This window comes from Streptomyces sp. NPDC026673, from assembly GCF_040638135.1.
In the GTDB taxonomy this organism is placed as follows: domain Bacteria; phylum Actinomycetota; class Actinomycetes; order Streptomycetales; family Streptomycetaceae; genus Actinacidiphila.
The window spans coordinates 278339-304294 of record NZ_JBEZXR010000003.1 but is presented as its reverse complement, the minus strand read 5'-3'; the positions used below and the strand labels follow the sequence as shown (position 1 = coordinate 304294).

Genomic DNA, 25956 nt, shown 5'->3' with positions numbered 1-25956 from the left:
GCCGGGAGTTGGACCGTGAGGTAGGAGTCAGCGTCGTGAGCTCCACTTACGCTTACGTGCAGCGATTCGTGCTGACGGTGTCGACACCGAACAGCGCGGCAACGCGAACCGCCGCCGGCGCGTGACGGCTTCAGCGGAGCCGGGCGTGATCGCGGAGCAGGAGCAGCCGGGCCCATATGCGGCCCCATCCCCAGGTCGTGCCGGCCGGGGCCGCGGGGAGAGGCCGAGCCTCCCGGTGGCAGGGGCCGGTCGGGCTTCTCAACGGCGGGGTTCGGCCCTTCCGGTGGCCGGATGGTGCTGGGTGGCGAGGACGGCGGCCTGGATGCGGCGCTCGACGCCGAGCTTGGCCAGCATCCGGGAGATGTGGTTCTTGACGGTCTTCTCGGACAGGAACAGCCGCTTGCCGATCTGCCGGTTCGTCAGTCCTTCCCCGATGAGCTCCAGGATCTCCCGCTCGCGCGGAGTGAGCGTGGCAAGCGTCTCGTCCTGCGCATCCGGCGGCTCGTCCTGTTGCCGCAGAGTGCTCATCAGCCGGGCGGTGGTCGCCGGGTCGAGCATCGACTGGCCGGAGGCCACCGTACGGACGGCGGAGACCAGGTCCGAGCCCTTGATCTGTTTGAGTACGTAGCCCGCGGCCCCGGCCATGATCGCGTCCAGCAGCGCGTCATCGTCGTCGAAGGACGTCAGCATCAGGCAGGCGAGTTCCGGCATCCGCGAGCGCAACTCGCGGCAGACGCCGATGCCGTCGCCGTCCGGCAGGCGCACGTCGAGGATCGCCACGTGCGGCCGCAGGGCCGGCCCGCGGGCCAGTGCGTGGTCCACCGTGCCGGCCTCGCCGACGACCTCGATGTCCGGCTCGGCGTCGAGCAGGTCGTGCACGCCCCGCCGCACCACCTCGTGGTCGTCGACCAGGAACACCCTGATCGGCGCCTGCGGTGAGAACCCCTCCGCACCGGTCATGCCGACCCCCTGCTCTGTGTCGCCCTGCCTGCGGCTCGTGTTCCGGCGATGGTGACCCATGAGGCCCGGGTACGCCAGGGCCGAACGGACCCGGCGGCGCGGGGCGGTACCCTCAAGGGACGTCGATGCGCCGGCCGCTGATGGCGTCCGCGTCGATCCGCACCCACACGCTGCGGTCGTCGTCCCCCGGCCAGGGACCGGTATAGGCCTGCCGCGCGAGGTACCGCACGGTCTCGGGGTCCTCGACGCGCCGGGCCCGGCCGCGGACCAGGACGCTCCAGCCCTGGCTGAGCGCCTCGTCCACGTGGTCGACCTCGAAGACGACCTCCGTTCCGATGACCTCGGCCGGCCCGGAACCGGGTGCGGTCCTGAAGACGACGGACCGGTCGACCACGCTGTAGTTGACGGGCAGGATGGCCTCGCGACCGGGAGTGGTCACCGCGACCCGGCCCACTCCGTGGTCGTCCATGCGCGACCAGCATTCCTCGGGGGAGAGCTCCACCAGGCGTGCGTGCGCCGAAGCGCGTCCGAGGCGGCCGGGCGGAAGGTCGGCGTCGCCTCCGTTGAGCGCCACGACCGTGGTGTCCAGGACGGCCGCGAGCGTGTTCAGCGTTCCCGGGCCGGGAGCCGCGGTGGACTGCTCCTCGATGAACCGCAGATAACTGGTGGCCATGCCGGCCCGGGCCGCGACCTCGTCACGGGTCAGGCCCAGCTCGTCGCGCCGCTTGGCCACCCGGCGCCCCATGTCGCCGGGGGCGGCCGGAAACGGATTCGGTGCCATGGTGCTCACGCCCTTGGGTTCCGAGTCTCTGGAATACCGCCTACGGGGATCAGCCCGCCTCCGATCGTCGTCCGCCCACGGCTCCGGCAACAGGGCCGAACGGACCCCCGGGCGGCGAGAACGGCCCGCCCGCCCGACCCGGACGGCCCGCCGGGCACGCGGCGGTTCCCGTGGGGAACCACTGCGCGGGCTCCACCGGCAAGGCGCGGGCCCGCTCCGGCAGGACACGCGGATGCCCGCGCACCTCTCCGGGGCCCCAGGCGAGCCCGACGTCACCCCCCGTACGCTCGCCGGGCGGCAGGGCGGTCAGTCCCAGACGGCGCCGACGACGCCCTCCACCGCACGCGCGAACCGAGACGCCACCGGGACGAGCGAGGGGTCACCCGGCGCGCCCGAGAAGTGGACGACGCCCTCCTCGACGCGTGCCCGCACCGGCGACGGCTCGCCGGGAAACAGGTACGCGACGATCTCGCGGTCGACTTCCTCGGCGATCTCCTCGTCCGGACGCAGGAAGACCTTCAGCAGATCGCCCCGGCTGACGATGCCGCACAGCATGCCCTCGCCGTCGATGACCGGCAGCCGCTTGACGTGCCGGTGAGCCATGGCGCGCGCCGCCTGAGCGAGGGTGGCGTCGGCGTGCACGCACACCGCGGGGGCACTCATCAGCTCGTCCGCGGTGGTCGCGCCCGCCTTCCCCAGATCCGGCAACCGCCGCATCTGCTCGTGGCGGGACGGGCAGTTGTCGCGGAACTCCTCCTTGGGCAGCAGGTCGGCCTCGGACACCACGCCGACGACCCGGCCCTCGCCCTCCAGTACCGGCAGGGCGCTCACCTTCCACTCCTCCATGGTCGTGACGATCTCCTTGAACGACGCCTCCCGGCCGACCGCGACGACGGATCGGGTCATCACGTCGCTGACGATGTGCGGGCTGCCGTGCATGACATGTCCTCCTCGCGTGCAGCGGCCGGGCGGTACGGGTTCCGCCGCGGGCGGGCCCGTGGACGTCCGGCGCACGGGTGCGGGTCCGCGGCATGCGGTGCGCGGCGGTCTCCGCCACCCGGCGCGACACGGCCCGGCCGAAGGCCGGATCGGCCTCGGAGAGCGCCCGCACGATCGTGGCGTCGTGTTCCGTCGCGCCTACGGGGCTCTGCGTCCCGGGCCCCCAGATGCCGGCTGTACGGAGGGAATGGCCACGACCGGCGGAGTCGCCGCGTCCGAGGGGCTCCACCATGGCCGGACGGCGGTCGGGGACGCGGAGGTCGAGTGCGACCGACCCGTCGGCCCGTTGCTCCGTCTCGAGGATCCGGGCGTCGGCGGGAAGGACAGCCGGCGGCGGAGCTCCGTCAGGCGCTGTCGCGCCCGGACCGGGAGCGCGTCGTGCAGACCGATCGTCGTGGCGGTGGTCATCACGGGTACCTCCCCGGCGAAGTCCGACGACGGGGTGACGCGAGTGGCGAGCTGGTCCCGGCCGGCGGCCCTCGTTCTCAGCCTGCCCCCCGGCACCGTCCACACGAAGGGGCCTTGCGGCCCTTGTCAGGGCCCGTCCGGTACCGAAGACGGTCGTACGTCGGTGCATGACGACGCATTCGGCCCGGCGGTCCGCCGGCGACCGGGAGCCGCGGGAGGCGTTCGTCGACATCGCCGTTGTGCACTGCTCCCGGACACGCGGAGACCGTGTCCGGACATGACGCGGACACGGTGTCGCCATCTGTGAACGGCCCCGTGGATCACGCCGCCCCGGTCGCCGAACTCCGCAACAGCTTCGCCCTCGTCGGCGCTTCGACCGCCGTCATGGCCCACCCACGAAGAGAGCACACCCGAGGGAGCCCCCTGACGTCACCTTGGAGTGCAATCCCCCCGCCGAGGCCGGCGCCAAGCGCTACCCGGAAAGCGAGGTCCGGGAGAAGCGGAAGACGCTGGGTGACGGAAAGGGTGCGGAGGCCTCAACCTCCTGACCGGCCGGGCCCGGCGCGCCAGGAGGTGCGCCGGGCCTTACGCGGTCTACCACCAGATGACGACGTATCCGGGGCCGCCGGGCAGGCCGTTGCGCTCGTTGGGGGGCGGGTGAGGAGCGCCGTTGCCGCCGATGCCCGCAGCCGATAGCGCCGGCGGCGGGATGACGCCGTTCACTGCCGGACGGCCTCCCAGGCCCGGTCCGCCGGCCCCGCCGGCCCCGCCGACGGGCCCTTGGCGGACCGTGCCCTGGCCAGGACACTTGCCGTAGCCGCCCTGGCCGCCGATCAACCCCGTGCCGGGGTTGCCGCCATCTGCGAACACGACGCCGCCGAGACCGTTGTCCACCGTGCTGGATGTGCCTGGCTGGCCGTTCGCGCCATCGGGCCCGCCTGCGCCTGGTGTGCCGATGTCCACTGTGACCGGTGTGCCCGGCTGGACCGGAAGGAGGCACCAGGCGAAGCCCCCGCCGCCGCCGCCCGATCCGGTGTTGACATCACTTCCCGAACCGCCCCCGCCGGCACCCCATGCCTGGACGAAGACCGTGGTGACCCCGTCGGGCGGCGCGAATTGTCGGTCGTCGGTGAATTCCTCCAGGCCGTGAGCGGGAGAGACTCCGGGCGGCCCCGGCGGCCCCTCCATGCCGGGAGGCCCCGGAGGCCCCGGCGGCCCCGGCGGCCCCGGCGGGCCCGGCGGGCCGGGAATGCCGGGGCGCCCCGGGTGCCAGGGGTAGTCAGGGCGGACGGGGCAATATCCGGGGAAGTACGGAAACAGGAAGCACGGGCCGGCGAGAGCGGCCTGGACGCCGGGTTTCACGGCGTCAGCTTGGCCGCTGTCGGTGTTCCCCGCGTACGCGGCACCTGTCAGGGCACTGGACGCCAGGGCCACGCTCGCGGCCATCGTCCACAAACGCGGACCACCGCGACGCCGTATGAGCGCCTGGGACACGGCGATTTGAGACAACACGTCACCTCCAGCAAGGAGGCCCGCTCCGCGCGGCAGACGCCGCCCACCAGGAGTGAAGAGCTGTCGGAGACAGCAGCGGGCCCACAGCAAGAATCGCCATGTGTCGCGAGCCGCGCACATTCAGTAGCCGACCGGGTGACTCGCCCTCTTGTCCGACGCGCCACCTGGCGTGCCGGGCCCGCGAACCGAGGCGGCCGGACCCGGACCCGGTCGCCGGGACGGCGAAGCGTCATCCCTGCCGAGCGGTTGCCGGCGCACACCGCCGGCGTCCGCCCGCCGGTCAGCCGATCGGGACCAGAACGACGGGGCAGTGCGCGTGATGGAGGACCGCGTGGGTGACCGGTCCCAGGCGCATCCCCAGCGGGCGGGCATCCCGCCGGTGGGCTCCGACCACCACCACATCGGCCGCGCGGCTCGCCTCCACCAGTGCCGCGGCGGCGTGGCCGGGAGCGATGTCCACGCGCACGGCGACGTCGGGGAAGCGCTCGATCAGCTTGGACACCGCAAATCGGGCCAGCTCCTTGTGCTGCCGGGCCTGAGCGGCCAGGTCCTGCCGGTGGGACACCGGCCACTCGCCCATCGGAACGTGTGCGTGCGGCCAGGTGTGCAGCACCCGCAGCCGCGAGCCCCGCCGTCGGGCTTCCTCGAAGGCGAACAGGGCGGCCGCGGCGTCGCTTTCGTCCTCCAGCCCCAGCAGCACCTTGTCGTGCAGCAGACCTCGGTGCGCGACCGCGTCCTCACCGCGGACGACCATCAGCGGGCCGGCGCTGTGGGCCGCCACCCGCAGACCCACGGAGCCGAGGAGGAGCCCGGCGAAGCCGCCGCGGCCGCGGGTGCCGACGACGGTCAGGACGGCGGTCCGGCCCAGGCGCACCAGCGCCGAGGCGGCCGGCTCGGCGGTCTGCTCCATCGCGACGGTCAGACCCGGATGCCGGTCCTTCGCACGCCGGGCCGCCAGCTCCAGGGCAGCCCGGGCGGCTTCGCCCCGCGGGCGCTCGCGATCGGCGTCCAGGCCGAACCCGACCTCGCCCGGATCGGGCCAGGGCAGACCGAGCACGATCCGCAGGGCGGTGTCCCGCCGGTGTGCCTCGTCGGCCGCCCGGTCCAGGGCGCGTACGGCGGGATCCGATCCGTCGATCCCCACGACCACCTCCCCACGGGGTGTGCGGGTCGGATCCGCTCCGTGACTGGTGCCGGTCATGCCCTGCCTCCCGCCGTCGTCGTGTCAGCCCACCACGATGCGGCGGCCCGTGACGGTCGCCGGGGTGATCCGTACCCACAGGTCGCGCTCCCCGCCGGCCCACGGCCCGGTGTACGCCTGTTCGTTCAGCCGACGGACGCTCGCGGGGTCGGTGACGGTGTGCGCCATGCCGCGGATCAGGACGCTCCAGCCCTGGCTCAGGGCGTCGTCCACCTCGTCGACCTCGAAGGCGCACTTGGTGTCGGAGGCCTCCGCGGGGGTGGCGGCCGGGGAGGTGCGGAAGGCGATCGTGCCCTCGTCGACGCTGTAGTTGACCGGCAGGACGGTGAGCCCGTCCGGCATGGACAGGGCGAGCCTGCCCACCCCGTGCGAGGACACCAGTTCCCAGCACTCCTCGCCGCCCAGTTCCACCAGCTCGGCACGGCCCGCGGCCCGCCCGCGACCGGGCGGCAGATCGGCCTCGCCGCCGCTGAGCGTCGAGACGTTCGTGTCCAGCGCCATGGCCAGGCCGCGCAGCGTCGCGATGCCGGGAGCGGCGGTGGAATCCTGTTCCACGAACCGCAGGTAGCCCGGGGCGATGCCCGTGCGGGCCGCCACCTCCTCCTGCGACAGACCCAGTTCCTCACGGCGCATCGCGATGCGCCGGCCGATGTCCCCGGCCGCGGTGGCTGTGGGGTGCTTCGTCATCACCGCTCAGTCCTCTCGTCCATGCTCCGCCGGCGAGCGCCACCGCCGAATGCCGTGGGGCGCGCGTCGGGCACGTCACCGGTGTGGAGGCGCGGGTCGGTTCCGCGGACAGGGTCCGCGTCGACGCGGACGATCGCGGCGCCGCCCTCCTTCGGCTCCGGATCCGCCGACTCTCGCCGGCCGGCTGCCTGACCGGGCGCCTGGGACACCCACGCCCTCATGGCCTCCTCTTCCTTCGGGGGGAGCCGTGGTCCTGCTGCCAGGGTGCTGCGCGGCGCCCGGAGCGCGCTTGGGCCGGTCGGTCCCCTCGCGGGGTCCGACCGGTCGGCGTCAGGAGTCGTCACATCCGGCTCGACGTGAGGTCGAAGCGCACGTCCACGACGCCTTCGACGGAGCGCACCATGCGTGCCACGACCGGCACCAGCGACCGGTCGGCCAGCAGGCCGCTCACCGTCACGAGCCCGTCGGCCGCCTCGATCTCCACGAGCTGCCACGCTTCGGGCAGAAGTCCACCGGCCACGACGTCCCGTACGTCGCGGGCGATGTCCTCGTCCGCCCGGAGGAATACCTTCAGCAGGTCTCCCCGGCTCACCACGCCCCGCAGCGCACCGTCCTCGTCGACCACGGGCAGCCGCTTCACGTGGTGCAGCGCCATCGTCCGTGCCGCCTGCGCCAGGGGTGCGTCGTCGTGCACGGTGACCGCCGGGGCCGTCATCAGCTGCTCGGCCCTGACCGCGGCCGCCTTGTCGGGGCCCGCGCCGATCGGCGGGGCGTCGTTCTCGCGGTGCTCCTCCTTGCGCAGCAGATCCGCCTCGGAGACCACGCCGACGACGCGCGTGCCGTCGGCCACCACGGGCAGGGCGCTGACCTTCCACCGCTCCATGGTCCGCACGATCTCCTTGAAGGACGTGCCCATGGCGACCGCGACGACCTCGCGCGTCATCACGTCGCCCACCGTCGCCGGATGCCGGTTGGCGTTCACGGCCGCCTCCTTCGACGAGGGACGGGAACCCCTCCCGCACCCAGTCTCCGCCGCGTCGGCAGCCGCTGCCGTGGGGCCACCCGGCCCCATGGCAGGGCCCGACGCCCCCTGTCACCGCACGCGGGCCGGGGCGGCGTGCGGCAACGGATGCGCCGTCGTGTGGTGGTGGGAGCGGGCACGCGACAGGCCCGGCGCACCCCAGGGCGAGCCGGGCCTGTCGCGGCGGTGTTCGCCTCAGGCCTCGGTCAGGCCGACCAGCCCCATGCGCAGGGCGTCGAGTTCCGCGTCGGGGGACTCCCGTACCAGGCGGAGGATCTCCTCCGCCTCCTCGCCGACCGGGACCCGGGCAGGGACAGGCACCGCGTCGATCAGCTCCGCGATCTCGGCCACCGCCTGCTCGCTGGTCATCCCACCGGCTTCCAGGTTCCTCAAGCCGTCGACGAAGCCGCCGAACGACTCGCCGTAGAGGGCGCGTTGCCCGTCGGTGAGGGTGTTGGCGAGCTCCCGTAGCTCCGCGACGACGCGCTCCTGGCTCCCGGTGCGCATGCTGCCGGGGACCGCGACGACGAAGTCGACCCCGAACTGCCTGAGTTCCATGCGGTAGGCGTCGGCGAGCGTGTCCATGGCCGCCTTGGACGCTCCCAGCATTCCGAGGAAGGGCAGCGGGAAGGCCGCGGTGGTGGAGCCGATCTGGACGATGCGGCCGCGCGCTCGGCGAAGGGCCGGGAGAAAGGCGTTGATGACGGCCATGGCGCCGAACACATTGACCTCGAACTCGCGCCTGACGTCCTCGGGGTCCAGGAGTTCGAGCGGGCCGGGGGTGACCACGGCGGCATTGCCGACGAGCGCGTCCAGGCCCGCCGCCCCCAGCGAGTCGGCGACCTGGCCCGCCCAACGCGCCACCGCCGCCCGGTCCGTGATGTCGCAGACGGTCAGGGTGACCCGGCCGTTCGAGGCGGCCGTGACGTCCTCGGCCTCGTCGTCCGACATCGTCGTGCCGAAGACGCGGTGGCTTCCGGCCAGTGCGAGGGCGAGATCCCGGCCCAGGCCGCTCCCGGCTCCCGTGATGGCGACCGAACGCCGTGTGACTCTCGATTCGTCTGTCATGTCCTGTTTCTCGGGTGGAAGGCCGAACGCCCCGTCCGGTTACCGGCTCCCGGCGCGATCGACGGGGGGATATGCTTGACGAGTCAAGTATATGTGCCGTATGCCTCGCCTTCGCGCCCGCCCGCACGGGCCACGCCGAGATCCGGGTTCCAGGTCCACCCTCGCGAAGGCCGGCAGGACACGACGCTCCGAGGCCCGTCACGAGCGTGCCGGATCCGATCACCTCGACCCCTGCCGGTGACCGGTCGCCTGTTCCAGCACCTCCATCCGCCGCCGGTACTCCTCGTCGTCGATCTCGCCGCGGGCGTACCGCTCCGCCAGCGTCTCCCGCGGGCTCGGGCGATGCCCGTCGGCGGTGCCGGCCGGTCGGCCGTCGCCGGTGCGCCGCAGCACCACCGTGACGGCCAGGCCGATGAGGACCAGCAGCACCAGCCAGCCGAGCGACATCAGGGCCCAGCCCCAGCCGTTCATGTGGTCGTAGACGAACATGGCTTCCTCCTCACGTGGTGAGCAGCCGGTCGTCGGCCGTGTAGCCCAGCCGGGCCTCGACCTCGATGACGCCGTCGACGCCTCGGCACAGCTCCGTGACCACCGGTACGAGGCTGCGACGGTCCACCACGCCCTCGAGCGACACATTCCCGTCGACGACATCGACGGTGACGGCGTCGGGCGCGAGTCCGAGCGTCTTCACCAGCAGGTCACCGGTGATCTCCTCACGGATCGCGCGGTCCCTGCGCAGGAAGAGCCGCAGCAGATCGGCGCGGCTGACCAGCCCCACCAGCCGGCCTGTTTCGTCCACCACCGGAAGCCGCTTCACCCCGCGTCGCTCCATGAGCCGGGCCGCCTCGACGACGGACCACTCGGGGCGCGCGACGACCGGCGGGGTGCTCATCAGCCCCTCCGCGGTCGTGGCGGCGTTGCGGGAACGTTCGCCTGGCCGCGGGTGCCGGGCGGGAAGCAGTCCGGTGGGGTCCGGCTGCCCTGCCTCCTTGCGCAGCAGGTCCGCCTCGGACACCACGCCCACGGGCCGGTTCCCGTCGTCCACGACGGGAACGGCGGTGACGTCGTGTTCCGCGAGCAGCATCGCGATCTCCTTGAACGGCGTGTCGGGCCGCACCGATACGACCGCCTTGGTCATCAGGTCGCCGACGTTGCGGTGGTACATCTCCCCGCCTCCCTGCCTGGTTGCCTCACGCCGGGCCCACCGGCGACGGGCCCGGCCTCGTCCGTTCCCACTGTCGGTCGTCTCCGGCCGCCCCCGCATGGGCCGGTGGGGCCACCGGTACGGCCGAGGGTCCCCCGGGGCGGGCCACGTGGCCCATGCGCGTACGGGCCACCGCCCGGCGGTGTCATCGGCACGGTGACCACGACCTCGTGATCCGGCACCGCCCTCCGGGGCGTGTCCGGCGCGTCCGGGGGAGACTGGACGGGAGGGCGGGGCTGCCGCACGCCCGTGGCGCGGGAAGCGCCGCGCGGCGGGCCCGGCCGGGCCGGCCGCCGGATCCCGGAGAGGGGCGACGATGGGGGAGTGGACCTGGTCGTACGAGGGCTACGACCCCGCCGAGGAGCGCCTGCGCGAGGCACTGTGCACCCTGGGCAACGGCTACTTCGCCACCCGCGGCGCCGCCCCGGAGACCGCCGCGGGCCCGCACCACTACCCCGGCACCTATGCCGCCGGCTGTTACAACCGCCTCCACTCCACCATCGCCGGGCGCAAGGTCCGACACGAGGACATGGTCAACCTGCCCAACTGGCTGCCCCTGCGGTTCAGACTCCGCGACGGCGGTGCGTGGTTCACCCCTGACGACGGCTCACTGCTGGAGCACCGGCAGGACCTCGACCTCCGGCGCGCCACCCTGACGAGGACGTTCCGGCTGCGAGAGCCGCACGGGCGGGTCCTGGCCGTCGAGCAGACCCGGCTGGTGCACATGCACGACCCGCACCTGGCCGCCCTGAGGACCGTCTTCCGCACCGAGGGCGACTGGTCAGCGGAGCTGGAGGTGGAGTCCGCGCTGGACGGCGACGTCGGCAACACCGGAGTCGCCCGCTACCGGGACCTGAACGGCCGTCACCTCACCAGGATGCACACCGGGACCTCCGACCCCGACACGGTGTGGCTGCGCTGCCGTACGACCGCCTCCGACATCCGCGTCGCGCTCGCCGCCCGAACGCGCGCCACGACCCGTCCGGCGACCGGCCGGTCACTGGAGGCGGGGGAGCGCACCGCGGTCCACCGGCTGATCCTGCCGCTCGCGCCGGACCGGCCGGCCGTGGTCGAGAAGGCGGTCGCCCTGCACACCTCCCGGGACCCGGCGATCAGCGACCCGTTGCACGCGGCCCTCGGCCGTGTCGAACGGGCACCGGACTTCACCGGCCTCCTCACCACGCACACCGCCGCCTGGGAGCGGCTGTGGCGGCGCGCCGGCCTGGACGTTCCCGGGGAAGCCGGCAGGATCCTGCGGCTGCACGCCTTCCACGTCCTGCAGACCCTCTCCCCGCACACCGCGGAACTGGACGTGGGCGTGCCCGCCAGAGGACTGCACGGCGAGGCCTACCGAGGCCATGTCTTCTGGGACGAGCTGTTCGTCCTGCCCTACCTCGACCTGCACTTCCCCGAGGTGTCGCGGGCCCTGCTGGAGTACCGTCACCGCCGCCTGGAGGAGGCGTGCCGCGCGGCGGAACAGGCCGGGCACACGGGAGCCATGTACCCGTGGCAGAGCGGCAGCGACGGACGCGAGGAGACCCAGACCCTGCACCTCAACCCGCGTTCGGGACGGTGGCTGCCGGACCACACCCGGCTCCAGCACCATGTCGGCTCCGCCGTGGCCTACAACATCTGGCGGTACGGCCAGGCCACCGGCGACACCGAGTTCCTGTACACCAAAGGCGCCGAGATGCTGCTGCAGATCGCCCGCTTCTGGGCCGGCCTGGCCACCTGGGACCCCGACCGCGGCACCGAAGGCCGTTACCGCATCCGCGGCGTCGTCGGACCCGACGAATACCACGACGCCTACCCCGGCTCCGCGACACCTGGGGTCGACGACAACACGTACACCAACGTCACGGCCGCCTGGGTACTGGCCCGGGCCCTGGACCTGTGGCGGTCCCTTCCGGCCCCGCGCCGCGACGAACTCCGCGAGCGCACGGGCCTCGACCCGGAGGAGACGGATCGCTGGGACGACGTCTCGCGCAAGCTGTACGTCCCCCGTCACGCCGGTGTGCTCAGCCAGTTCGCCGGCTACGAAGAGCTCGACGAGCTGGACTGGGAGGGCTACCGCGCGCGGTACGGGGACATCCGCCGGCTGGACCGGATCCTGGAGGCCGAGGGGGACTCGGTCAACCGCTACCGGGCGTCCAAACAGGCCGACGTGCTCATGCTGGGCTATCTCTTCCCACCCACCGAACTGCGCCGCCTGTTCGAGCGTCTGGGGTACCGGCTGGACGACGGCACATGGCGGTCGACGGTCGACTACTACCTACGGCGCACCAGCCACGGGTCCACCCTCAGCGGAGTGGTGCACGCCTGGGTACTGACCCGGGTCCACCGGGCCGACGCCTGGCCGTACGCGCAGGAGGCCCTGCTGGGGGACATCACCGACGTCCAGGGCGGGACCACCGAGGAGGGGATCCATCTGGGGGCCATGGCGGGGACCCTCGACCTCGTACAGCGCGGCCTGACCGGTCTGGAGGCCCGCGAGGACGCTCTGTGGCTCGATCCGGCACCGCTGCCGGAGCTGGCGCGCTTCGCCTTCACGGTTCGCTACCGCGGCCACTGGGGTGTGCGGATCCACGTCGACGCCGGCCGGGTCGGCGTCGCGGTCCCCGTCTCCGAGGCGGCACCGGTGCGGGTGCGCCTCGGCGGACGGACCTGGTCCGTGCCCCCCGGCCGCTTCAGGGCACTCGACCTGCCGAGCCGGTGACCCGGCTCGGCAACGGCCCGTCCCGCGGTCGGCCCGCCGATGCCGGGCGGGCTCAGCCGCCGGCAGGGCGCGGAGCGCGCAGATGCGCTCGCTGGGCCAGTTCCTCCTCGTCGACCAGGGTCAGCATCGGCTGCCCCGGCGCACAGAGCATGGTCACCACGAACTCGGTCCGTGCGTCCGTGAGAGCGTTGCCGTCCTGGTAGTGGATCACATCCCCGCCGGGCTCCCAGAAGGACTCTCCGGCCTTGATCACCCGCTCCGGCTCCCCCTCGAGTTCGAAGCGGACCGCGCCCTCGACCACATAGCCGAAAGCGGGACCCGAATGCCTGTGCGGTGGCACACCCGGGTCGCCGGGCTCCCGCCAGACGACGAGGGTCATGACAGAGGCATCGTCCGGGACGAACGGCGGCCGGACGTCCTGAAGCGTCTTCAGCTGGGTCTTCCATACTTCAGAGCGCGGCCCGCCGGTCGCGTCTGCTGATGCGTTCTCCGACACGGTGCTGCACCTCCACTCGTCCGCTGTGGATCAGCAGACGGTCGTCAGATGGTGTGCGCTGCCTTGAACCGGCCTGAGCGGACGCGGCCACCACGGGCGGCGGCCAGCACGGGCGGCGGCCACCTGTGGCGGCCTCGCCGCGTCGCCGCGGCTCCCCGGACCAGGCGATGATGTTCGAATCTCCAGTATCGCCGTACCGGCCCCGAGGTCGCACGCCGCTCCGGCTCGGCGCCTGCTCCCCGGCCATGTGGCCACCGCCTTCTGACTGGCGGGCGGGCTGCGGGTCTGCTGCGCTGAAGGGAGACGGAACGAGGAGGTGAGCGGCCGTGGAGGGCACTCCGGACCGCTCCGGCCCGGCGGCCGGCGGCTCCTTCGACGGTGACAGCGTGGCCGGTCGCGTCGCTCTGCGGCGGGAGCAGCTGGGTATGTCCCGGGAGGAACTGGCCACCAGGGCCGGGATGTCGATGGCCTATCTCGGTCAGGTCGAGGAACTGGGGACCGGCTTCGACCCCGCCGGGCTGGTGCGGCTCGCCGCCGTGCTGGGGATGTCGTACGAGGAGCTGGTCGCAGGCTCCCGCGAGGCTCCGCCGGGACGGGGCGGCCCCGCGGCCCGGCCCGTGCTGCAGCGACTGTCCGAGCAGGAATGCTGGCAACGCCTGGGCACGCACGGCATCGGCCGGCTGGCCCGCGCGACCGGTTCGCCGGACGCCGCTCCCGTTCTGGTCCCCGTCAACTTCCTGGTGGACGGGCGGACGGTCGTCTACCGGACGGATCCGGTCGGCGCGGCGGCGGCCGCGCCCGGCACGAAGGCGGCCTTCGAGACCGACTACCTCGACGAGGGGCACGGGGTCGGCTGGAGCGTGCTGGTGTCGGGGACCGTCGAGGAGATCACCGACCCGGCCGCCGTGCAGGACCTCGGGCGCCGTCCCGGTGCCGAGCCCTGGGCCGGGGGCGTACGTGAGCTGTGGTTGCGCATCGTGCCGGACGAGGTCAGCGGCCGCGCCATCCGAACGCTTCCGGAGACGGGTCCGGGGACGGGCTCCACCATGAGGTAGGGCCGCGTTGCGTGCACCGGGGATCGCACCGTGTGACCATCGCGTATGAAAGCCAAGCTCCTGAGTCGTCGGCCACGCCCGCTGCGCTCGAGCGCGCCAGCCACCTGGCGGGGGGAAATCCCGACACCCGCCGGATGGCGTGCGACCCGTGGCGTCGCAAGTCTGGGGCGCATGACCCACGCATCAACCGTCGCGGCCGAGGCCCCGGCACCCCTCGACAGGGTCCCGGCGGCCCGCTCCCCCTTTCGTCCCGCGGCGGCGGGGCGGTTGATCGGCGTCGACCTCGCCAGGGGTCTGGCCATCCTCGGGATGTTCGCCGCCCATGTAGGCCCCGACCCCTCCGTGGGCGGTCCGCTCGGCTGGGTGATGGAGCTCGCCCGCGGCCGGTCCTCCGCCCTGTTCGCCCTCCTCGCCGGGTTCTCCCTGGTCCTGCTGACGGGCCGGTCGGAGCCGCGTACCGGCCGGGCGGGACGGCAGGCCGTGGGCCGGGTGCTGATCCGGGCCGGCGTCCTGATCGTCCTCGGGTACCTGCTGACGGATCTCGGCACCTCCATCGACGTGATCCTGTCCTACTACGGGCTCGCCTTCCTCTTCGTGCTGCCCCTGTACCGGTTGCGGGCCCGCACGCTGGCGCTGATCGCGGCCGGCACCGCGCTCGTGCTGCCACAGATCCTGTACGTACTGCGGGTCGCCGCCGACAACGGCGGATGGAGCGACACGGTGATCGCCCACGATCCGCTGGCCCGGCTCACCGACTCGGACGGATTCCTGGAGCTGCTGATCACCGGCGACTACCCGGTGCTGACCTGGGTGACCTTCCTTATCGCCGGCATGGCCGTCGCCCGGCTCGACCTGCGGCGGCCCGCTGTGCGCGCGAAGGTCGCCGTGTGCGGCGCGGCACTGGCCGTGCTCGGCTACGGCGGCTCCTGGCTGGCCCTGCACCTGGCGACCGGCGCGCGGGCCGCGATCAGCGCCGCCACGGACGGCGCGCCCACCGCCTCGGCCTGGTGGTCGGACGCCCTGTCCCAGGCGTACGGGGACCAGGTCGTCGACACGCCGTCCTGGTTGCTGGTGGCCGCGCCGCACAGTCAGACGACGTTCTCGATCTTCGGCAACACCGGGATCGCGCTGCTGGCGCTGGCCGCGTGCCTGGCCGTGGTCGAGCGGTCGGCACGGGTGCGCTGGGCGGCCACGCCGCTGATCGCCGTCGGCTCGATCTCGCTCACCGCCTATGTCGGCCACATCGTCGCCATCAGGGTCCTGGGCGTCGACGACCTGCCCGACTCCGCCGACCTGCCGGTCCTGCTCGCCTTCTCCGCGGCCGCGATGGTGCTGGCCCTGGCCTGGACCCGGATCTTCCGGCGGGGGCCTCTGGAGGTCCTCATGCACGCGGTCACCACTCCGGCGCGCCTGATCAGCTGAGCGACACCAGGGCCACGACAACCGGCCCACGACAACAGGCCCGCGACGGGTGTGCGGGGGCGGTTCGGCGCCGACCCCGCACACCGCTCCCTTCGGTATAAAACAGGCAAAAATGTTAAAAGACTGGCAAAGCCGGGCAGGTGGGCGGTATGCAGATACCGACCACCGCCTGGCTCGTCCTCATCGCCTTCCTGGCGGTGGTGCTGGCCTTGGACCTCTTCGTCATCCATCGCCGGGCGACGGTCATCTCCATCAAGGAAGCCGCCGTCTGGAGCGTCGTCTGGGTGGCGCTGGGCCTGGGATTCTGCGGACTGCTCCTCATCTGGCAGGGCCCGGTCCTGGCGGAGGAGTACCTCGCCGGCTACCTCATCGAGAAGAGCCTGTCCGTAGACAACATCTTCGTCTTCGCCCTGATCTTCGGCTACTTCGGAATCCCCGACCGCTACCAGCACCGGGTCCTGATGTGGGGCATCGTGGGAGCACTCGCCATGAGGGCGGTGTTCATCCTGGTCGGCGCGGCGCTGCTGGACGCCTTCCACGCCACCATCTACGTTTTCGGCGCGCTGTTGCTGCTGACCGCGGTCAAAGTGCTACGCCATGGCGCAGCCCAGGTGCACCCCGACCGCAACATCGTCCTGCGCGCCCTGCGTCGAGTGGTGCCCGTGACCGACCGATTGCACGGCCAACGCCTGTTCGTCAGGATGAACGGGGCCTGGGCGGCCACCCCCTTGCTGGCCGCTCTGATCGTCATAGAGACCACCGACGTCGTCTTCGCCGTCGACAGCATCCCGGCGATCTTCGCGGTCACCCAGAACACCTTCATCGTCTTCGCCGCCAACGCGTTCTCGCTGCTGGGCATGCGCGCGGCCTACTTCCTCATCAGCGGCGCCGCCCGCCGCTTCCGTCACCTGCAGACGGGTCTGGGCGTCATCCTTGCCGGCGTCGGAGCGAAGCTCCTGCTCACCGACGTCTACAAGGTCCCCGTATGGGCCTCGCTGACCTTCATCATCACGGTGCTCGCGGTGACTTTCGCGGTTTCCTGGCGGGAGACGCGCGTCCCCGATGCCGCCTTGCGACTGGGGGGCGCCTCCGACGCGGCGCAGGCTGAGACCGCCTCGCGTCAGGGGTGCGAACAGCGCACCGGCCCGGGTCCGCGGTCCGGGTTCGAAGACGGTTCGGGTTCGGAGCTCGCCGAAGGGGCGCCGCATCGATAGCCGAATGAGGGCTGCCGCCGGATCGCACACATCCCGATGACGGGGTCACTCGCCGTCAGAGGGTGGCCGCACCCTGTGCTGTAGTTTTCGCAGAGTCGTCACTGTGGGCGCCCCGCGCCCCGTCCAACCGGAGGGAACCGGCACGATGTTCGGCCTCAGCGAGCTCGTCCTGCTGCTCATCGTGGTCATCGTCCTGATCGGCATCAGGAAGCTCCCCGGCCTCGTCCGCTCCGCCGGGAAGGCCACCCGCATCCTCAGGAGCGAGGTCAAGGCCATGAAGGCCGACGAGGACCCGTCCGCCGACCAGCCCGCCCCTCGCATCATCCGGGCGGGCCCCGAAGACGTGATCCGCCGGTCCGACGACCCCGGGACCACCAGGAGCTGACCCTCCGGGCCCGGCGGCAAGCCGGTCACCCGGCGCGGAGCGGCCTCAGTCGCCGCGCCCGACGCCGCGATCAGGCGCGCTCATGTCCCCCGTTCCGGGCGTGCCGTCGGCGAGCCCGTAGCGCAGGTACACCGTGCCCCTCGGACTGGCGACCGGCGGTTCGAGGAGTGTGAGGTTCGTGGGCACCGCACCGCCGTCGAACACCTTCTTCCCGACGCCGAGCACGATCGGGTGCACCCAGAGGTCGAGACGGTCGAAGAGCCTCTCGCGCAGGAGGGTCTGCACCAGGTTCAGGCTCCCGACGACCTTCACGTGCTCGTGCCGGTCACGGATCTCGCGCACCGCGCCGGCCAGATCCGGGCCGAGCCGCGTGGACCCGGCCCACGAGAGGTCGGGCCTGCCGCGGGAGGCCACGTACTTCGGGACCCTGTTGAAGAGCGTGGCGATGTCCTTGTCCTCGCCGCCCTCCTGGTGCGGCCAGTAGGCGGCGAAGATGTCGTACGTCCGCCGGCCGAGCAGGAGCGCGTCCGTGCCCTCGTACGCGGCGCCGACCTGCGCCCCGGCGACCTCGTCCAGCAGGGGCGCCTGCCAGCCGCCGAACGGGAATCCCGCCGGGTCCTCGTCGGGGCCGCCGGGCGACTGCCCGACGAGGTCGAGGGTCGCGAACAGCTCGATGTGGATGAGACCCATGTCTGCCGTGCCTCCGCTGAATTGATCGTCCCGGTCGAGAGGTAGACCCGTGGTCGCTCGCGGACTCATCGCTGCGACGGCATCCGGCTTGGTGGGCGTCGGCCGCGTCACGCGGAACCCGGCTGGTGAACTGCCGTGAAAGTTTCGCTGATGCCTTTCGGAATCGGGCATGGCCCGCCGAGGCCGGCGGCGTTTCGCGACCGCCGCCTGTCCGGGAGGTTGAACGCCCTTACCCTGGAGCGGTGTTCTCACCCGAAGGTCCCTCGCTGCGCGAGCTGGCCGTGCAGGCACTCTCCTCTGTCGAGCACGGCTACGACCTGCTCGCCCCGAGGTTCGACCACACGCCGTTCCGCACTTCGAACCGCATCCTCGACGCGACCGCCGCCGCCCTGCGTCCCTTCGGCCCGTTCGGCGACGGGCTGGACGTGTGCTGCGGCACGGGAGCGGGCCTGCGCGTCCTGCAACCGCTGTGCCGGGGCCGGGTCGCGGGTGTGGACTTCAGCGCCGGCATGCTCGCGCAGGCGCGCCGTGCCCACCCGGACGCGGAGTGGATACGAGCCGACGCGCGGAAGCCGCCCTTCGCCGCGGAGTTCGACCTGGCCGTCAGCTTCGGAGCCTTCGGGCACTTCCTCGCCTCCGAGCGGCCGGCCCTGTTCGCCGGGGTGCACCGCGCCCTCCGGCACGGCGGGCTCTTCGCCTTCCCGGTCTTCGCGCCGCCCCCCATCGCCTCCCGGCGCTACTGGATACCCGCCGGCTTCGACGCCGCCATGCGGATACGGAACGCGGTCTGGCGGCCGCCCTTCGTCATGTACTACCGCACCTTCCCGCTCCGCGCGGTGCGCACGGAACTGGCGGCGGCGGGCTTCACCGTGCACACGACCGCGGTGCCCGCCTTCGGCCACCGCCCGGACGGTGCTCCGTACTCGCGCCTGGTCCTCGCGCGCAAGGCGTGACGGCGGGCCGAGCAGCAGGTGGTCGTCGACGCCGACATGCACCGGGACATCGCCGCGGGACGGCCGGTCACCTGATTCCGTATCGCCGCCTCGCCGACGGTGATGCCGTCCTCGCGAGAGCCCTCCTTCACCACCCCGTTCAGGCGGACCGTGCGGCGCGACTCGCCGGGGCGCCCACGCACTCGCGGAGATCGCTTCCGCGACAGCCCTTACGCATTGCCCGCATCGGGCACGTAGTGCGCGAGGTAGGCGAGGAGTTCCGGATCGAGTTCGCCGGCGCGCTTCTTGTCGTGGATCGCGAACGAGAGTCTCACCTCGGCCAGGAACCGGTAGGCGAAGATCTCGACGCTCGGCGCGCACCAGAAGATCTCGCGGCGCGGTGGGACGATCTCGCCGCCGGGTCCGTACCTGAGCCCCGGTTCCCGGGTGAAATCCCGGTCGGAGCAGACGACTGCGGACTGCCCGCCGCGGTGCAGATAGAGGTACCACATGACGCAGCTCTGCTGATCGCGGAAGAAGAGCACCATGCGGTCGGCCGGATCGACGGGGCTGGGCAGCGGGCCGGACACGTCGGTCCACGGGCCACCGCCCGCGCGGTCCAGGCAGCGGTGCAGGTTGGCCCGGGTGAGCAACGCCTCGAAGTCCGCGGGGAGCGAGAGGCCGTCTCCCGCCAGCTCGGCCGCGATCGGATCGGTCACCGCCGTGCGGTAGTCGAGCGGATCACCGACTTCGCCGAACCAGGCGAAGTCGCCGACGAAGGACTCCTCGTCCAACGGCGGAACGGTCTCCAGGGGATATGCCTGGAACCATGCGAAGGTGCGCCCCTGCTTGTCGTACGGCCGGTAGGGTCCGATCCCGTAACCGGCCCAGAACGCCGGAAGGTTCACCGCCTCGGGGCCGTCGCCGATCCGACGGAATCCGTCCTCGGGGTGCGCCATCGCAGGGGAACCCGTACGAACACGCGTCTTCGCCCCCCTCGGCGTCCGTGGCAGCCGGATGTCCGGCCGGCCGAGTTCGTCCGCCGGCGGAACGTAACCGGGATCGTCCTCGGGACGGGGCCGGGGCACCGCCGGGACGTTCACCCGGAAGCCGTCACGTCGTTCCTCGGGCCACCGCGCGTCGATGGCGAGGGCCGCGGCAGTGCAGTCGGGGCAGGCATCGGGGCTGCGGCCCCACATGCCGAACTGGGAGCCGGTCATGTCCGGCTTCTCGATCCCGCAGAGCGTCCTGTGGAGGTAGCCGTATGCGTGCCGGCGGGCGTCCGGCAGCATGTCCGTCCACGCGGCTTCCCACCGGATCTCCCAGGGGCAGTGATCGGGGCGGCTGATCTCATGGTTCGGCGTCCCGAACTGGGTCACCGCGTAACACCATGTGCAGATCCACAGTTCGCGGCACCACGGCGACGGCGGACCATCCCACTTCGCCATCTTGTGATCGCAGACGTCGCAGCGCATGGCGGAATCCTGCCATGCGCCACTGCGGTGAGTGAGGCCGCCCTTTTGCCGACGCGTACGGCGGACGGGCAACCCCCGTCGTGTCGTCGAGTGCGTCCACCACGCTGCCGGGGCCGGGGCGGCAGCGGATGAGGAGAACGTCGTGGACTCGGCCGTTCAGGGCCCCGATTCAGGTCCAGGGGATTCGTGGTCTCACGCCGTTCCCGGACCAGTCGGTCCAACCCGGCCTCGGCCTCCCTCCCTTCCATTGGCCAACGCCGCCTGGACGATGCGGACGGCCTCGTCGGTGTCGATGCCGACGCCGGCGATGACCGCGGCGTACTCGGCCGCGGCGCGGCGTGCCCGCTCGCGTGCCTGCTCGCCTGCCGCGGAGACGAACGAGCCCGCTCGTCCGCGGGTTTCGATCAGCCCCGCTTCCTCCAGTGCCCGGTAGGCCCGGCCGACGGTGTTGACGGCCAGACCGAGGTCCGCGGCCAGGCGGCGGATGGTCGGCAGCTGGGTGCCCACGGCCAGCGTGTGGTCCTGGATCTGCCGGGCGAGCTGCGCGCGGAGCTGCTCGAACGGGGGGACCGGCGAGGCCGAGTCGATGACGATCATCGATTCACCGGGTGCTCGTGGCGTGCCGCGCCACGGTGCCGCTCTGCGCGGTCCGCGCAGTGATCAGGGCGAGGGTGATCGCGCTCAGGACGATGAAGACAAGCCAGGCGGCGTTCCACCAGCCGAGTGCGGTATCGAACACCGACACGACCGGCAGTGACCACACCACGCTGGGTGTGGCGACTTCGCGGGCGTCCTCGACCCGCATGATGACATCGGCGGTCAGCGAGACCTCGTCGTCGGCCACGACCGGGTGCGTCAGAATGTGGCGCAACTGGACGACCATGCCGACCGCGACCCCGCACAACCCGATGAGCAGGATGAGCGCGGCGTACCGCGAGGCGGAGTCGCGCACGGTCAGGGCGCTGATCGCCATCGCCATCGCCACGGCGAACGTGCCGACCGCGAACGCCGCATGCGGCAGGCCGAGCACGGTGCGCCAGCCGAGCCGGACCGGGTGGGCCGCCCGGCGCGGCAACGTCGCGCCGGCCCGCCGGTCGACCTTCCGTACCCACCGGTCCAGCAGTGACAGGGCCAGCACCAACGCCACCACCACCGCCGTCATGGCCAGCAGCGACCAGCGCCGGTTCGGCCCGGGCCCGTCAGCCGCGGCGCGGGCAGTCAGGTCCAGGGTGTAGACAAGGGCGACCGCGATGATGAACGCGGCCAGCAGGACCTGGGCGGCGAGACGGGCACGTCGCCGGGCCGCCAGTCGCGTGGCCAGCAACGGCGTCGGCCGGACGTCGGCCAGGCCGTGCCGGGCCAGCCACGCGCCGGCCTGCTCGACGTCCGCCGGACGCACCGACTGGTCAGCCATCCGTCAACCTCCCTTTCCGCGTGACGCATTCTATGTCGCAAGGCTTGTCTCAATATGGTGCGACGAACCTTGCGACACGTCAACGGGTCGCCGAGCGGTGCCGCCGCCCGGTCACCTCTTGGCGCCGGTCGACCGATGTTCTGCGGCGTCAGGGGCCCACCGGGCAAGCGCCGGTGCCGTCCGGCCGTAATCCGGTGGCACACCGAGCGATGCCTCGGGCAGGCTCTCGTGCATGGTTTCGGTGGTGCAGAACGTGGCGATCGACTGTGCGAACGCCTATGAGCTGGCTCGGTTCTGGAGTGAGGTGCTCGGTTGTCCGCTGCATCGGGACGTCCGTCCCGGTGACCCGGAAGCCGAAGTGATGCCGCCGGAGGGGCCGGTGCTGTACTTCAACCAGGTGCCGGAGCCAAAGACGATCAAGAACAGGCTCCACCTGTGCCTGCGCCCGAAGACCACGCGCGACGAGGAGGTCGCCCGCCTGTTGAAACTCGGGGCCGCCCTCGTCGACGATCGCCGGGAATCCGACGGCGCCGGCTGGGCAGTGCTCGCGGACCCCGAGGGCAATGAGTTCTGTGTGCTGCGCAGCGAGTCCGACCGCGCGGCGACGTCTTCTTGAGCCTTGCACGGGCAACGGCCGGATGCCCGCGCCGCCGGTCACGTCCGTTGATCGATGGCCGCGACAAGGACGGTCGCTTCGCAACACCCCGCGAGCGTGTCGCACACCGGCCCGATTCGCGGCCGGTGTAAGGGCCTCGATCTCTCGTCCCAGGAGGCCGCGGTACAAAGCCGTTCCCCCGACGCCACTCGGGCGTTCCCCTCGGTGTCAGCAGCCGCTGGTAGAACACGCGTATGGCGTTCAGATTTGAAGCACACATCGCGTTCGGATTCGACGATCCCGAGCAGGACGGCACCATCATCGCTGGGATAGCCGAGTCCGACGACGAGGAGGACTTCTCGCTGTTGTTCATGTGTCGCTTCGACGAGCCCGACGAACAGGACGTGCGTCTCGGCTTCGACTCGCACTGCGTTGTCACGCCCGACCAGAACACCGCGTACGGGTGTGTCCGTCAGGTGGAACGGGACGGGGATGTCCTGCGGATCACCTTGGACCCTGAGTCCCTGGACGCGCTGGGACTGGAGGCCCCGACAGTCGAAGCCGTCCTACGGGCGCCGGCTCCGGATGTGGCCCGCATGCTCGAGATTCTTGCGCGCATCCTGACCTACGGGCGGCCCGACGCCCGTGCCTCGGTGATCTCCCGGTAGGAGGAACAGTCGGGTCGTTCCCTGGTCGTTCGAGCCGAACCGGCGTTGAGCCCGCTCACCTATCCGGAAGCACCGAAGCGCGTCGTCGAGCGCCAGGGTAGGGGGAGCCACCTGGGTCCTGAAGTTGTGGTCCACTTCCGTATCATCGTCGAGCGATGATGTCTGAAGACGATGCCCGCCGACTCGTGCTGGCCGAGATCGAAAACGCTTCCGGCGACGGCGGCGTCGACTGCGAGCTGGGAATCCACCGCATCCAAGCGGTGTCGTTCGGGTGGGTCGTCTACTGGGGTGCCGTCAGTCCGTTGTCGAACGGGCGGCCCGCTCGTCTCGGAGGCAACGGTCCGTTCCTCGTGGACCGCGAGAACGAGCGGCTGACCCCGACGGCTACCAGCCACCCCATCCGCGAGCAGATCGCCGACTACGAGCGTCGTTTGCGACGCGAGACGCACGCTCGGAACGCGGCGGCGAAGCGGACCGCCGGCGGTGAAGGTGCGTGAACAACTGAGCGCACACGTGTGCCCGATCCGTGTCCGACAGGTCGGCACGGACGCGGACGATCAGGGACGCTGGCGAACACTTCTCGCAGGTCACGGATAGTTCCGCCCCACGTCGGAAGGTCGCTCTCGGCGCTCCGGAACGAAGATCCGCGTTCGAGTGGCTACAGCTGTCTGCGTCGCCACCAGCGTCGATGCGAGCGAGAAATAGAGGCTCGAATCAGCCGGATCGCTACATCGTGCCCATATCGCTCAGCCAGTGCGAGCGGCGTGGCCCCGCCAGTATCTTCCACCTCCGGAAGACAAGCTCCCGGTCCGCTACGAGGCGACCGTCCTCGTAGCGGCTGTCAACGAGTCGCTGTGACCGGCACATTCGAGACGCCCCTAGGGTCGCATCCCGAACAGGAACCGGGTCGCCCGCGTGCGGCGCACCAGCAGCTCGTACGCGGTGAGGGTGAGGATCAGGGCGATCACCACGAGCACGGCGTACTCGACCAGGATCGGCGCGGACCAGCCGGTCACGAAGTATGCGACGGCGACCACGATCGGCTGGTGCAGGACGTACAGCGGCAGCACGGCTGCGGCGAGATAGCCGTAGAGGCGTTGACGCGTCGTCGGGTGCGGGTTCGGCGTCGCACGCGGTTGCCCCAGCCGCCGACGGTCGAGGAGGCCTGGGATGGCGACCACCAGGCACCATCCGGCCGCACCGAACAGTGCCCTTGAGGCGGTGGCCAGGGCGGTCATCTCCGTGAAGGGCTCGTCGGCCAGGGCGAAGCCGGGGCCGGCTGCCGTGAACAGCAGGGCGCCGAGCCAGGCTGCGGTCCCGGCGTCGCGCCGCATCACGGCGCGGAAGCGGTCGTCGCCGGCGAGCGCGAAGCCGGCGACGAAGAACAGCAGGTACGACCAGCGGTGCCAGCCCGCGTAGTCCTCCTCCAGCCGTGCGAAGGCACAGATCGCCGCGAAGGCGAGGGCCGGCAGGAACACGACGCCCCGCCGGCGCAGGGTCGCCTCCGCCACCCGGTCGGCGATGCGGCGGACGCGCTCGCGCGGCAACCACCGGTGGAACGGCACCAGCATGAGGGAGAACGCCAGGAGGAGCACGACGAACCAAAGATGGCCGGTCTCGAAGTGCTCGCCCTGGACGAGGAAGGGGAACTCTTCGGGCTCCAGGTGCACGTCGTAGAAGCGGGGCAGGAAGCCGAGGTACGACTCGTGGTAGCCGGCGTCGGCCGAGCGCAGCCGCAGCCACTGCGGCAGCGGGTTCAGCGCGAGGGTCGCGAAGACCAGCGGAACGCCGAGCCGCAGCAGCCGCTCGCCGGCGAAGCCGCCCGCGCCGCGGCGCTGAAGCGAGTGCCAGGCACCGAGGCCGGAGATGAGGAACAGCAGGGGCATGGCCCAGACGACCCCGAACCCGGCGATGATCATGATGGCTTCGGTGGTCTCGGCGTTCTTGACGTAGAAGTCGTCGCCGGCGGCGAATACGAGCGCCGAGTGGAAGAAGACCAGCCCGATCACGACCAGCATCCGGATCGCGTCCAGCTCCGGCCGCCGCTCCGGTAGCGGTGCCTGCGCCGGTTCTGTGCGCGTCGCCATGTCTGTGCCCCCGTCGCCCCTACGTCCCACCAGTGTTTGAAAGGCGGCCGCCGGGCGCCACCCCCGCGACGGACTCCGCTCACACTCAGCCGGCCGAAGTGTTCCGTGTCGCCTCGCGTGCCTCGGTGAGGGCTCGCTGCCTGAGGTTGCCGCCGAACAACTGAATCGTGGTGGCGGCCAGGATGTCATCCGTGCCGATGGTCCGCCTGTCCCCCCTGCGGGCGGACAGGGGCCGGGAGGAATCCTTGAGGAACGGGGGTGGGGCCGGTTCGCCCGACATCACGAGCGTGACCGTACCGAAACGCTTGACCCCGCCCTCGCGGACGACCATGGCCGCGTCCCGGGCGAGGTCCGTCAGGAACACGCTCGCGATTCCGTCCAGGTCGCGGACCATCGCCGGGACGGCCGTCGCCCCCTGGCTCCACAGCAGCTTCTTGACCCCGGCCTCGAACCTGTGGGCGCCGACCACAGCACTCGGTTTGCGCGACCTGCGGCGTTTGCGAGAAGGCACGATGACACCCTCGGCGTCGTACAGGACACCGGTCATGCCTTGAAACGTCGGGCTGTGGTCATACCACTTGGCCCCCACCTCGAGTTCGACGTTCCGATCGATCGCCGAGAGAAGGTCCTTGGGAAACAGCTTCTTCCGGGCCTCCTCCGCCGCCGCTCTCCTCGCGCCGTCGATGATCTCCGACAGGACTGTCCGCGTCACCGACGCGGCGGCCCACGCGGCCGACCGAGAGACGTGCATCGGGGTCACGTCTCTGAACACCGCTTTGACGAGAGAAGGCTTGATCGGCGAGATGTCCACGACGGCGGCGGTCTCGGGACCGCCGTGCTCAGGGCGGCGTGCGGGCTGTGCGGGCATCGGAAGAAGCGCTCCCTGCTGTCGAAGTCGTCAGGGGCCCACACTTCACCACGCAGGCCCGCTCTCTTCCCCCATCTTCCGTTGCAGCGGCACCCGGT

26 protein-coding genes are annotated in these 25956 nt (G+C 71.7%); 9 read left to right on the top strand and 17 right to left on the bottom strand.

Annotated elements, in window-relative coordinates; translation table 11 throughout:
* Positions 1-258: 258 nt before the first annotated feature.
* The 10 genes from AB0F62_RS04415 to AB0F62_RS04370 form a co-directional block, all read right to left on the bottom strand.
* Complete coding sequence (locus AB0F62_RS04415) at positions 259-960, bottom strand: response regulator transcription factor (RefSeq protein ID WP_361792015.1); 702 nt, start codon at positions 958-960, stop codon at positions 259-261.
* Positions 961-1072: 112 nt separating this feature from the next.
* Positions 1073-1741, bottom strand: a complete 669-nt coding sequence (locus AB0F62_RS04410) for a pyridoxamine 5'-phosphate oxidase family protein (protein WP_361792013.1) — start codon at positions 1739-1741, stop codon at positions 1073-1075.
* A 306-nt stretch (positions 1742-2047) separates the two neighbouring features.
* Entirely contained in the window at positions 2048-2680 is a 633-nt protein-coding gene (locus AB0F62_RS04405; RefSeq protein ID WP_361792011.1) for a CBS domain-containing protein, read from the bottom strand.
* A 1062-nt stretch (positions 2681-3742) separates the two neighbouring features.
* The gene (locus AB0F62_RS04400) at positions 3743-4336 is read right to left on the bottom strand and encodes a hypothetical protein (protein ID WP_361792009.1); all 594 of its coding nucleotides are present in this window, start codon (positions 4334-4336) and stop codon (positions 3743-3745) included.
* Between the two features lie 604 nt (positions 4337-4940).
* A complete protein-coding gene (locus AB0F62_RS04395; RefSeq protein WP_361792007.1) occupies positions 4941-5861 on the bottom strand; it encodes a universal stress protein in 921 nt (306 codons plus the stop codon).
* Between the two features lie 24 nt (positions 5862-5885).
* Positions 5886-6548, bottom strand: a complete 663-nt coding sequence (locus AB0F62_RS04390) for a pyridoxamine 5'-phosphate oxidase family protein (protein ID WP_361792005.1) — start codon at positions 6546-6548, stop codon at positions 5886-5888.
* A 340-nt stretch (positions 6549-6888) separates the two neighbouring features.
* On the bottom strand, positions 6889-7530 hold the full coding sequence (locus tag AB0F62_RS04385) for a CBS domain-containing protein (protein WP_361792003.1): 642 nt from the start codon (positions 7528-7530) through the stop codon (positions 6889-6891).
* A gap of 234 nt (positions 7531-7764) precedes the next feature.
* Positions 7765-8637, bottom strand: coding sequence for an SDR family NAD(P)-dependent oxidoreductase (locus AB0F62_RS04380; RefSeq protein ID WP_361792000.1), 873 nt, complete (start codon positions 8635-8637; stop codon positions 7765-7767).
* A gap of 219 nt (positions 8638-8856) precedes the next feature.
* Positions 8857-9126 carry an SHOCT domain-containing protein gene (locus AB0F62_RS04375; RefSeq protein ID WP_361791998.1) on the bottom strand — a complete coding sequence of 90 codons (270 nt, stop codon included), beginning with the start codon at positions 9124-9126 and terminating at the stop codon, positions 8857-8859.
* A gap of 10 nt (positions 9127-9136) precedes the next feature.
* Positions 9137-9802, bottom strand: a complete 666-nt coding sequence (locus AB0F62_RS04370; RefSeq protein WP_361791996.1) for a CBS domain-containing protein — start codon at positions 9800-9802, stop codon at positions 9137-9139.
* A 355-nt stretch (positions 9803-10157) separates the two neighbouring features.
* Between AB0F62_RS04370 and AB0F62_RS04365 the strand changes: the two genes are divergently transcribed.
* A complete protein-coding gene (locus AB0F62_RS04365) occupies positions 10158-12557 on the top strand; it encodes a glycosyl hydrolase family 65 protein (protein WP_361791994.1) in 2400 nt (799 codons plus the stop codon).
* A 52-nt stretch (positions 12558-12609) separates the two neighbouring features.
* Here the strand turns inward: AB0F62_RS04365 and AB0F62_RS04360 are convergent, their stop codons facing one another.
* Positions 12610-12990, bottom strand: a complete 381-nt coding sequence (locus AB0F62_RS04360) for a cupin domain-containing protein (RefSeq protein ID WP_361792044.1) — start codon at positions 12988-12990, stop codon at positions 12610-12612.
* A 389-nt stretch (positions 12991-13379) separates the two neighbouring features.
* Between AB0F62_RS04360 and AB0F62_RS04355 the strand changes: the two genes are divergently transcribed.
* The 4 genes from AB0F62_RS04355 (at position 13380) to AB0F62_RS04340 (ending at position 17129) form a co-directional block, all read left to right on the top strand.
* On the top strand, positions 13380-14108 hold the full coding sequence (locus tag AB0F62_RS04355) for a pyridoxamine 5'-phosphate oxidase family protein (protein WP_361791992.1): 729 nt from the start codon (positions 13380-13382) through the stop codon (positions 14106-14108).
* Positions 14109-14279: 171 nt separating this feature from the next.
* On the top strand, positions 14280-15530 hold the full coding sequence (locus AB0F62_RS04350; protein ID WP_361791990.1) for an acyltransferase family protein: 1251 nt from the start codon (positions 14280-14282) through the stop codon (positions 15528-15530).
* Positions 15531-15679: 149 nt separating this feature from the next.
* On the top strand, positions 15680-16744 hold the full coding sequence (locus tag AB0F62_RS04345) for a TerC family protein (protein WP_361791988.1): 1065 nt from the start codon (positions 15680-15682) through the stop codon (positions 16742-16744).
* Between the two features lie 145 nt (positions 16745-16889).
* Positions 16890-17129 (top strand): twin-arginine translocase TatA/TatE family subunit, encoded by a 240-nt coding sequence (locus AB0F62_RS04340; protein WP_361791986.1) that lies wholly within the window; start codon positions 16890-16892, stop codon positions 17127-17129.
* 45 nt (positions 17130-17174) lie between these two features.
* Here the strand turns inward: AB0F62_RS04340 and AB0F62_RS04335 are convergent, their stop codons facing one another.
* Positions 17175-17819, bottom strand: coding sequence for a dihydrofolate reductase family protein (locus AB0F62_RS04335; protein WP_361791984.1), 645 nt, complete (start codon positions 17817-17819; stop codon positions 17175-17177).
* 242 nt (positions 17820-18061) lie between these two features.
* Here AB0F62_RS04335 and AB0F62_RS04330 point away from each other — a divergent pair, with 242 nt between their 5' ends.
* Entirely contained in the window at positions 18062-18772 is a 711-nt protein-coding gene (locus AB0F62_RS04330) for a class I SAM-dependent methyltransferase (RefSeq protein ID WP_361791982.1), read from the top strand.
* A 209-nt stretch (positions 18773-18981) separates the two neighbouring features.
* Here the strand turns inward: AB0F62_RS04330 and AB0F62_RS04325 are convergent, their stop codons facing one another.
* The 3 genes from AB0F62_RS04325 to AB0F62_RS04315 form a co-directional block, all read right to left on the bottom strand.
* Positions 18982-20130 carry a hypothetical protein gene (locus AB0F62_RS04325; protein WP_361791980.1) on the bottom strand — a complete coding sequence of 383 codons (1149 nt, stop codon included), beginning with the start codon at positions 20128-20130 and terminating at the stop codon, positions 18982-18984.
* 288 nt (positions 20131-20418) lie between these two features.
* Positions 20419-20823 (bottom strand): GntR family transcriptional regulator, encoded by a 405-nt coding sequence (locus AB0F62_RS04320; RefSeq protein WP_361791978.1) that lies wholly within the window; start codon positions 20821-20823, stop codon positions 20419-20421.
* A gap of 4 nt (positions 20824-20827) precedes the next feature.
* Positions 20828-21640: a hypothetical protein gene (locus AB0F62_RS04315; protein WP_361791976.1), complete on the bottom strand. Its 813-nt coding sequence runs from the start codon at positions 21638-21640 to the stop codon at positions 20828-20830.
* 232 nt (positions 21641-21872) lie between these two features.
* Here AB0F62_RS04315 and AB0F62_RS04310 point away from each other — a divergent pair, with 232 nt between their 5' ends.
* The 3 genes from AB0F62_RS04310 to AB0F62_RS04300 all read left to right on the top strand — a co-directional run bounded on the left by AB0F62_RS04310 (position 21873) and on the right by AB0F62_RS04300 (position 23400).
* Positions 21873-22256 (top strand): VOC family protein, encoded by a 384-nt coding sequence (locus AB0F62_RS04310; protein ID WP_361791974.1) that lies wholly within the window; start codon positions 21873-21875, stop codon positions 22254-22256.
* A gap of 233 nt (positions 22257-22489) precedes the next feature.
* Positions 22490-22903: an Imm10 family immunity protein gene (locus AB0F62_RS04305; protein ID WP_361791972.1), complete on the top strand. Its 414-nt coding sequence runs from the start codon at positions 22490-22492 to the stop codon at positions 22901-22903.
* A gap of 155 nt (positions 22904-23058) precedes the next feature.
* Positions 23059-23400 carry a hypothetical protein gene (locus tag AB0F62_RS04300; protein ID WP_361791970.1) on the top strand — a complete coding sequence of 114 codons (342 nt, stop codon included), beginning with the start codon at positions 23059-23061 and terminating at the stop codon, positions 23398-23400.
* Between the two features lie 381 nt (positions 23401-23781).
* Here the strand turns inward: AB0F62_RS04300 and AB0F62_RS04295 are convergent, their stop codons facing one another.
* Positions 23782-24990, bottom strand: a complete 1209-nt coding sequence (locus AB0F62_RS04295; protein WP_361791968.1) for an acyltransferase — start codon at positions 24988-24990, stop codon at positions 23782-23784.
* Positions 24991-25075: 85 nt separating this feature from the next.
* Positions 25076-25858, bottom strand: coding sequence for a hypothetical protein (locus AB0F62_RS04290; RefSeq protein WP_361791966.1), 783 nt, complete (start codon positions 25856-25858; stop codon positions 25076-25078).
* Positions 25859-25956: the final 98 nt, after the last annotated feature.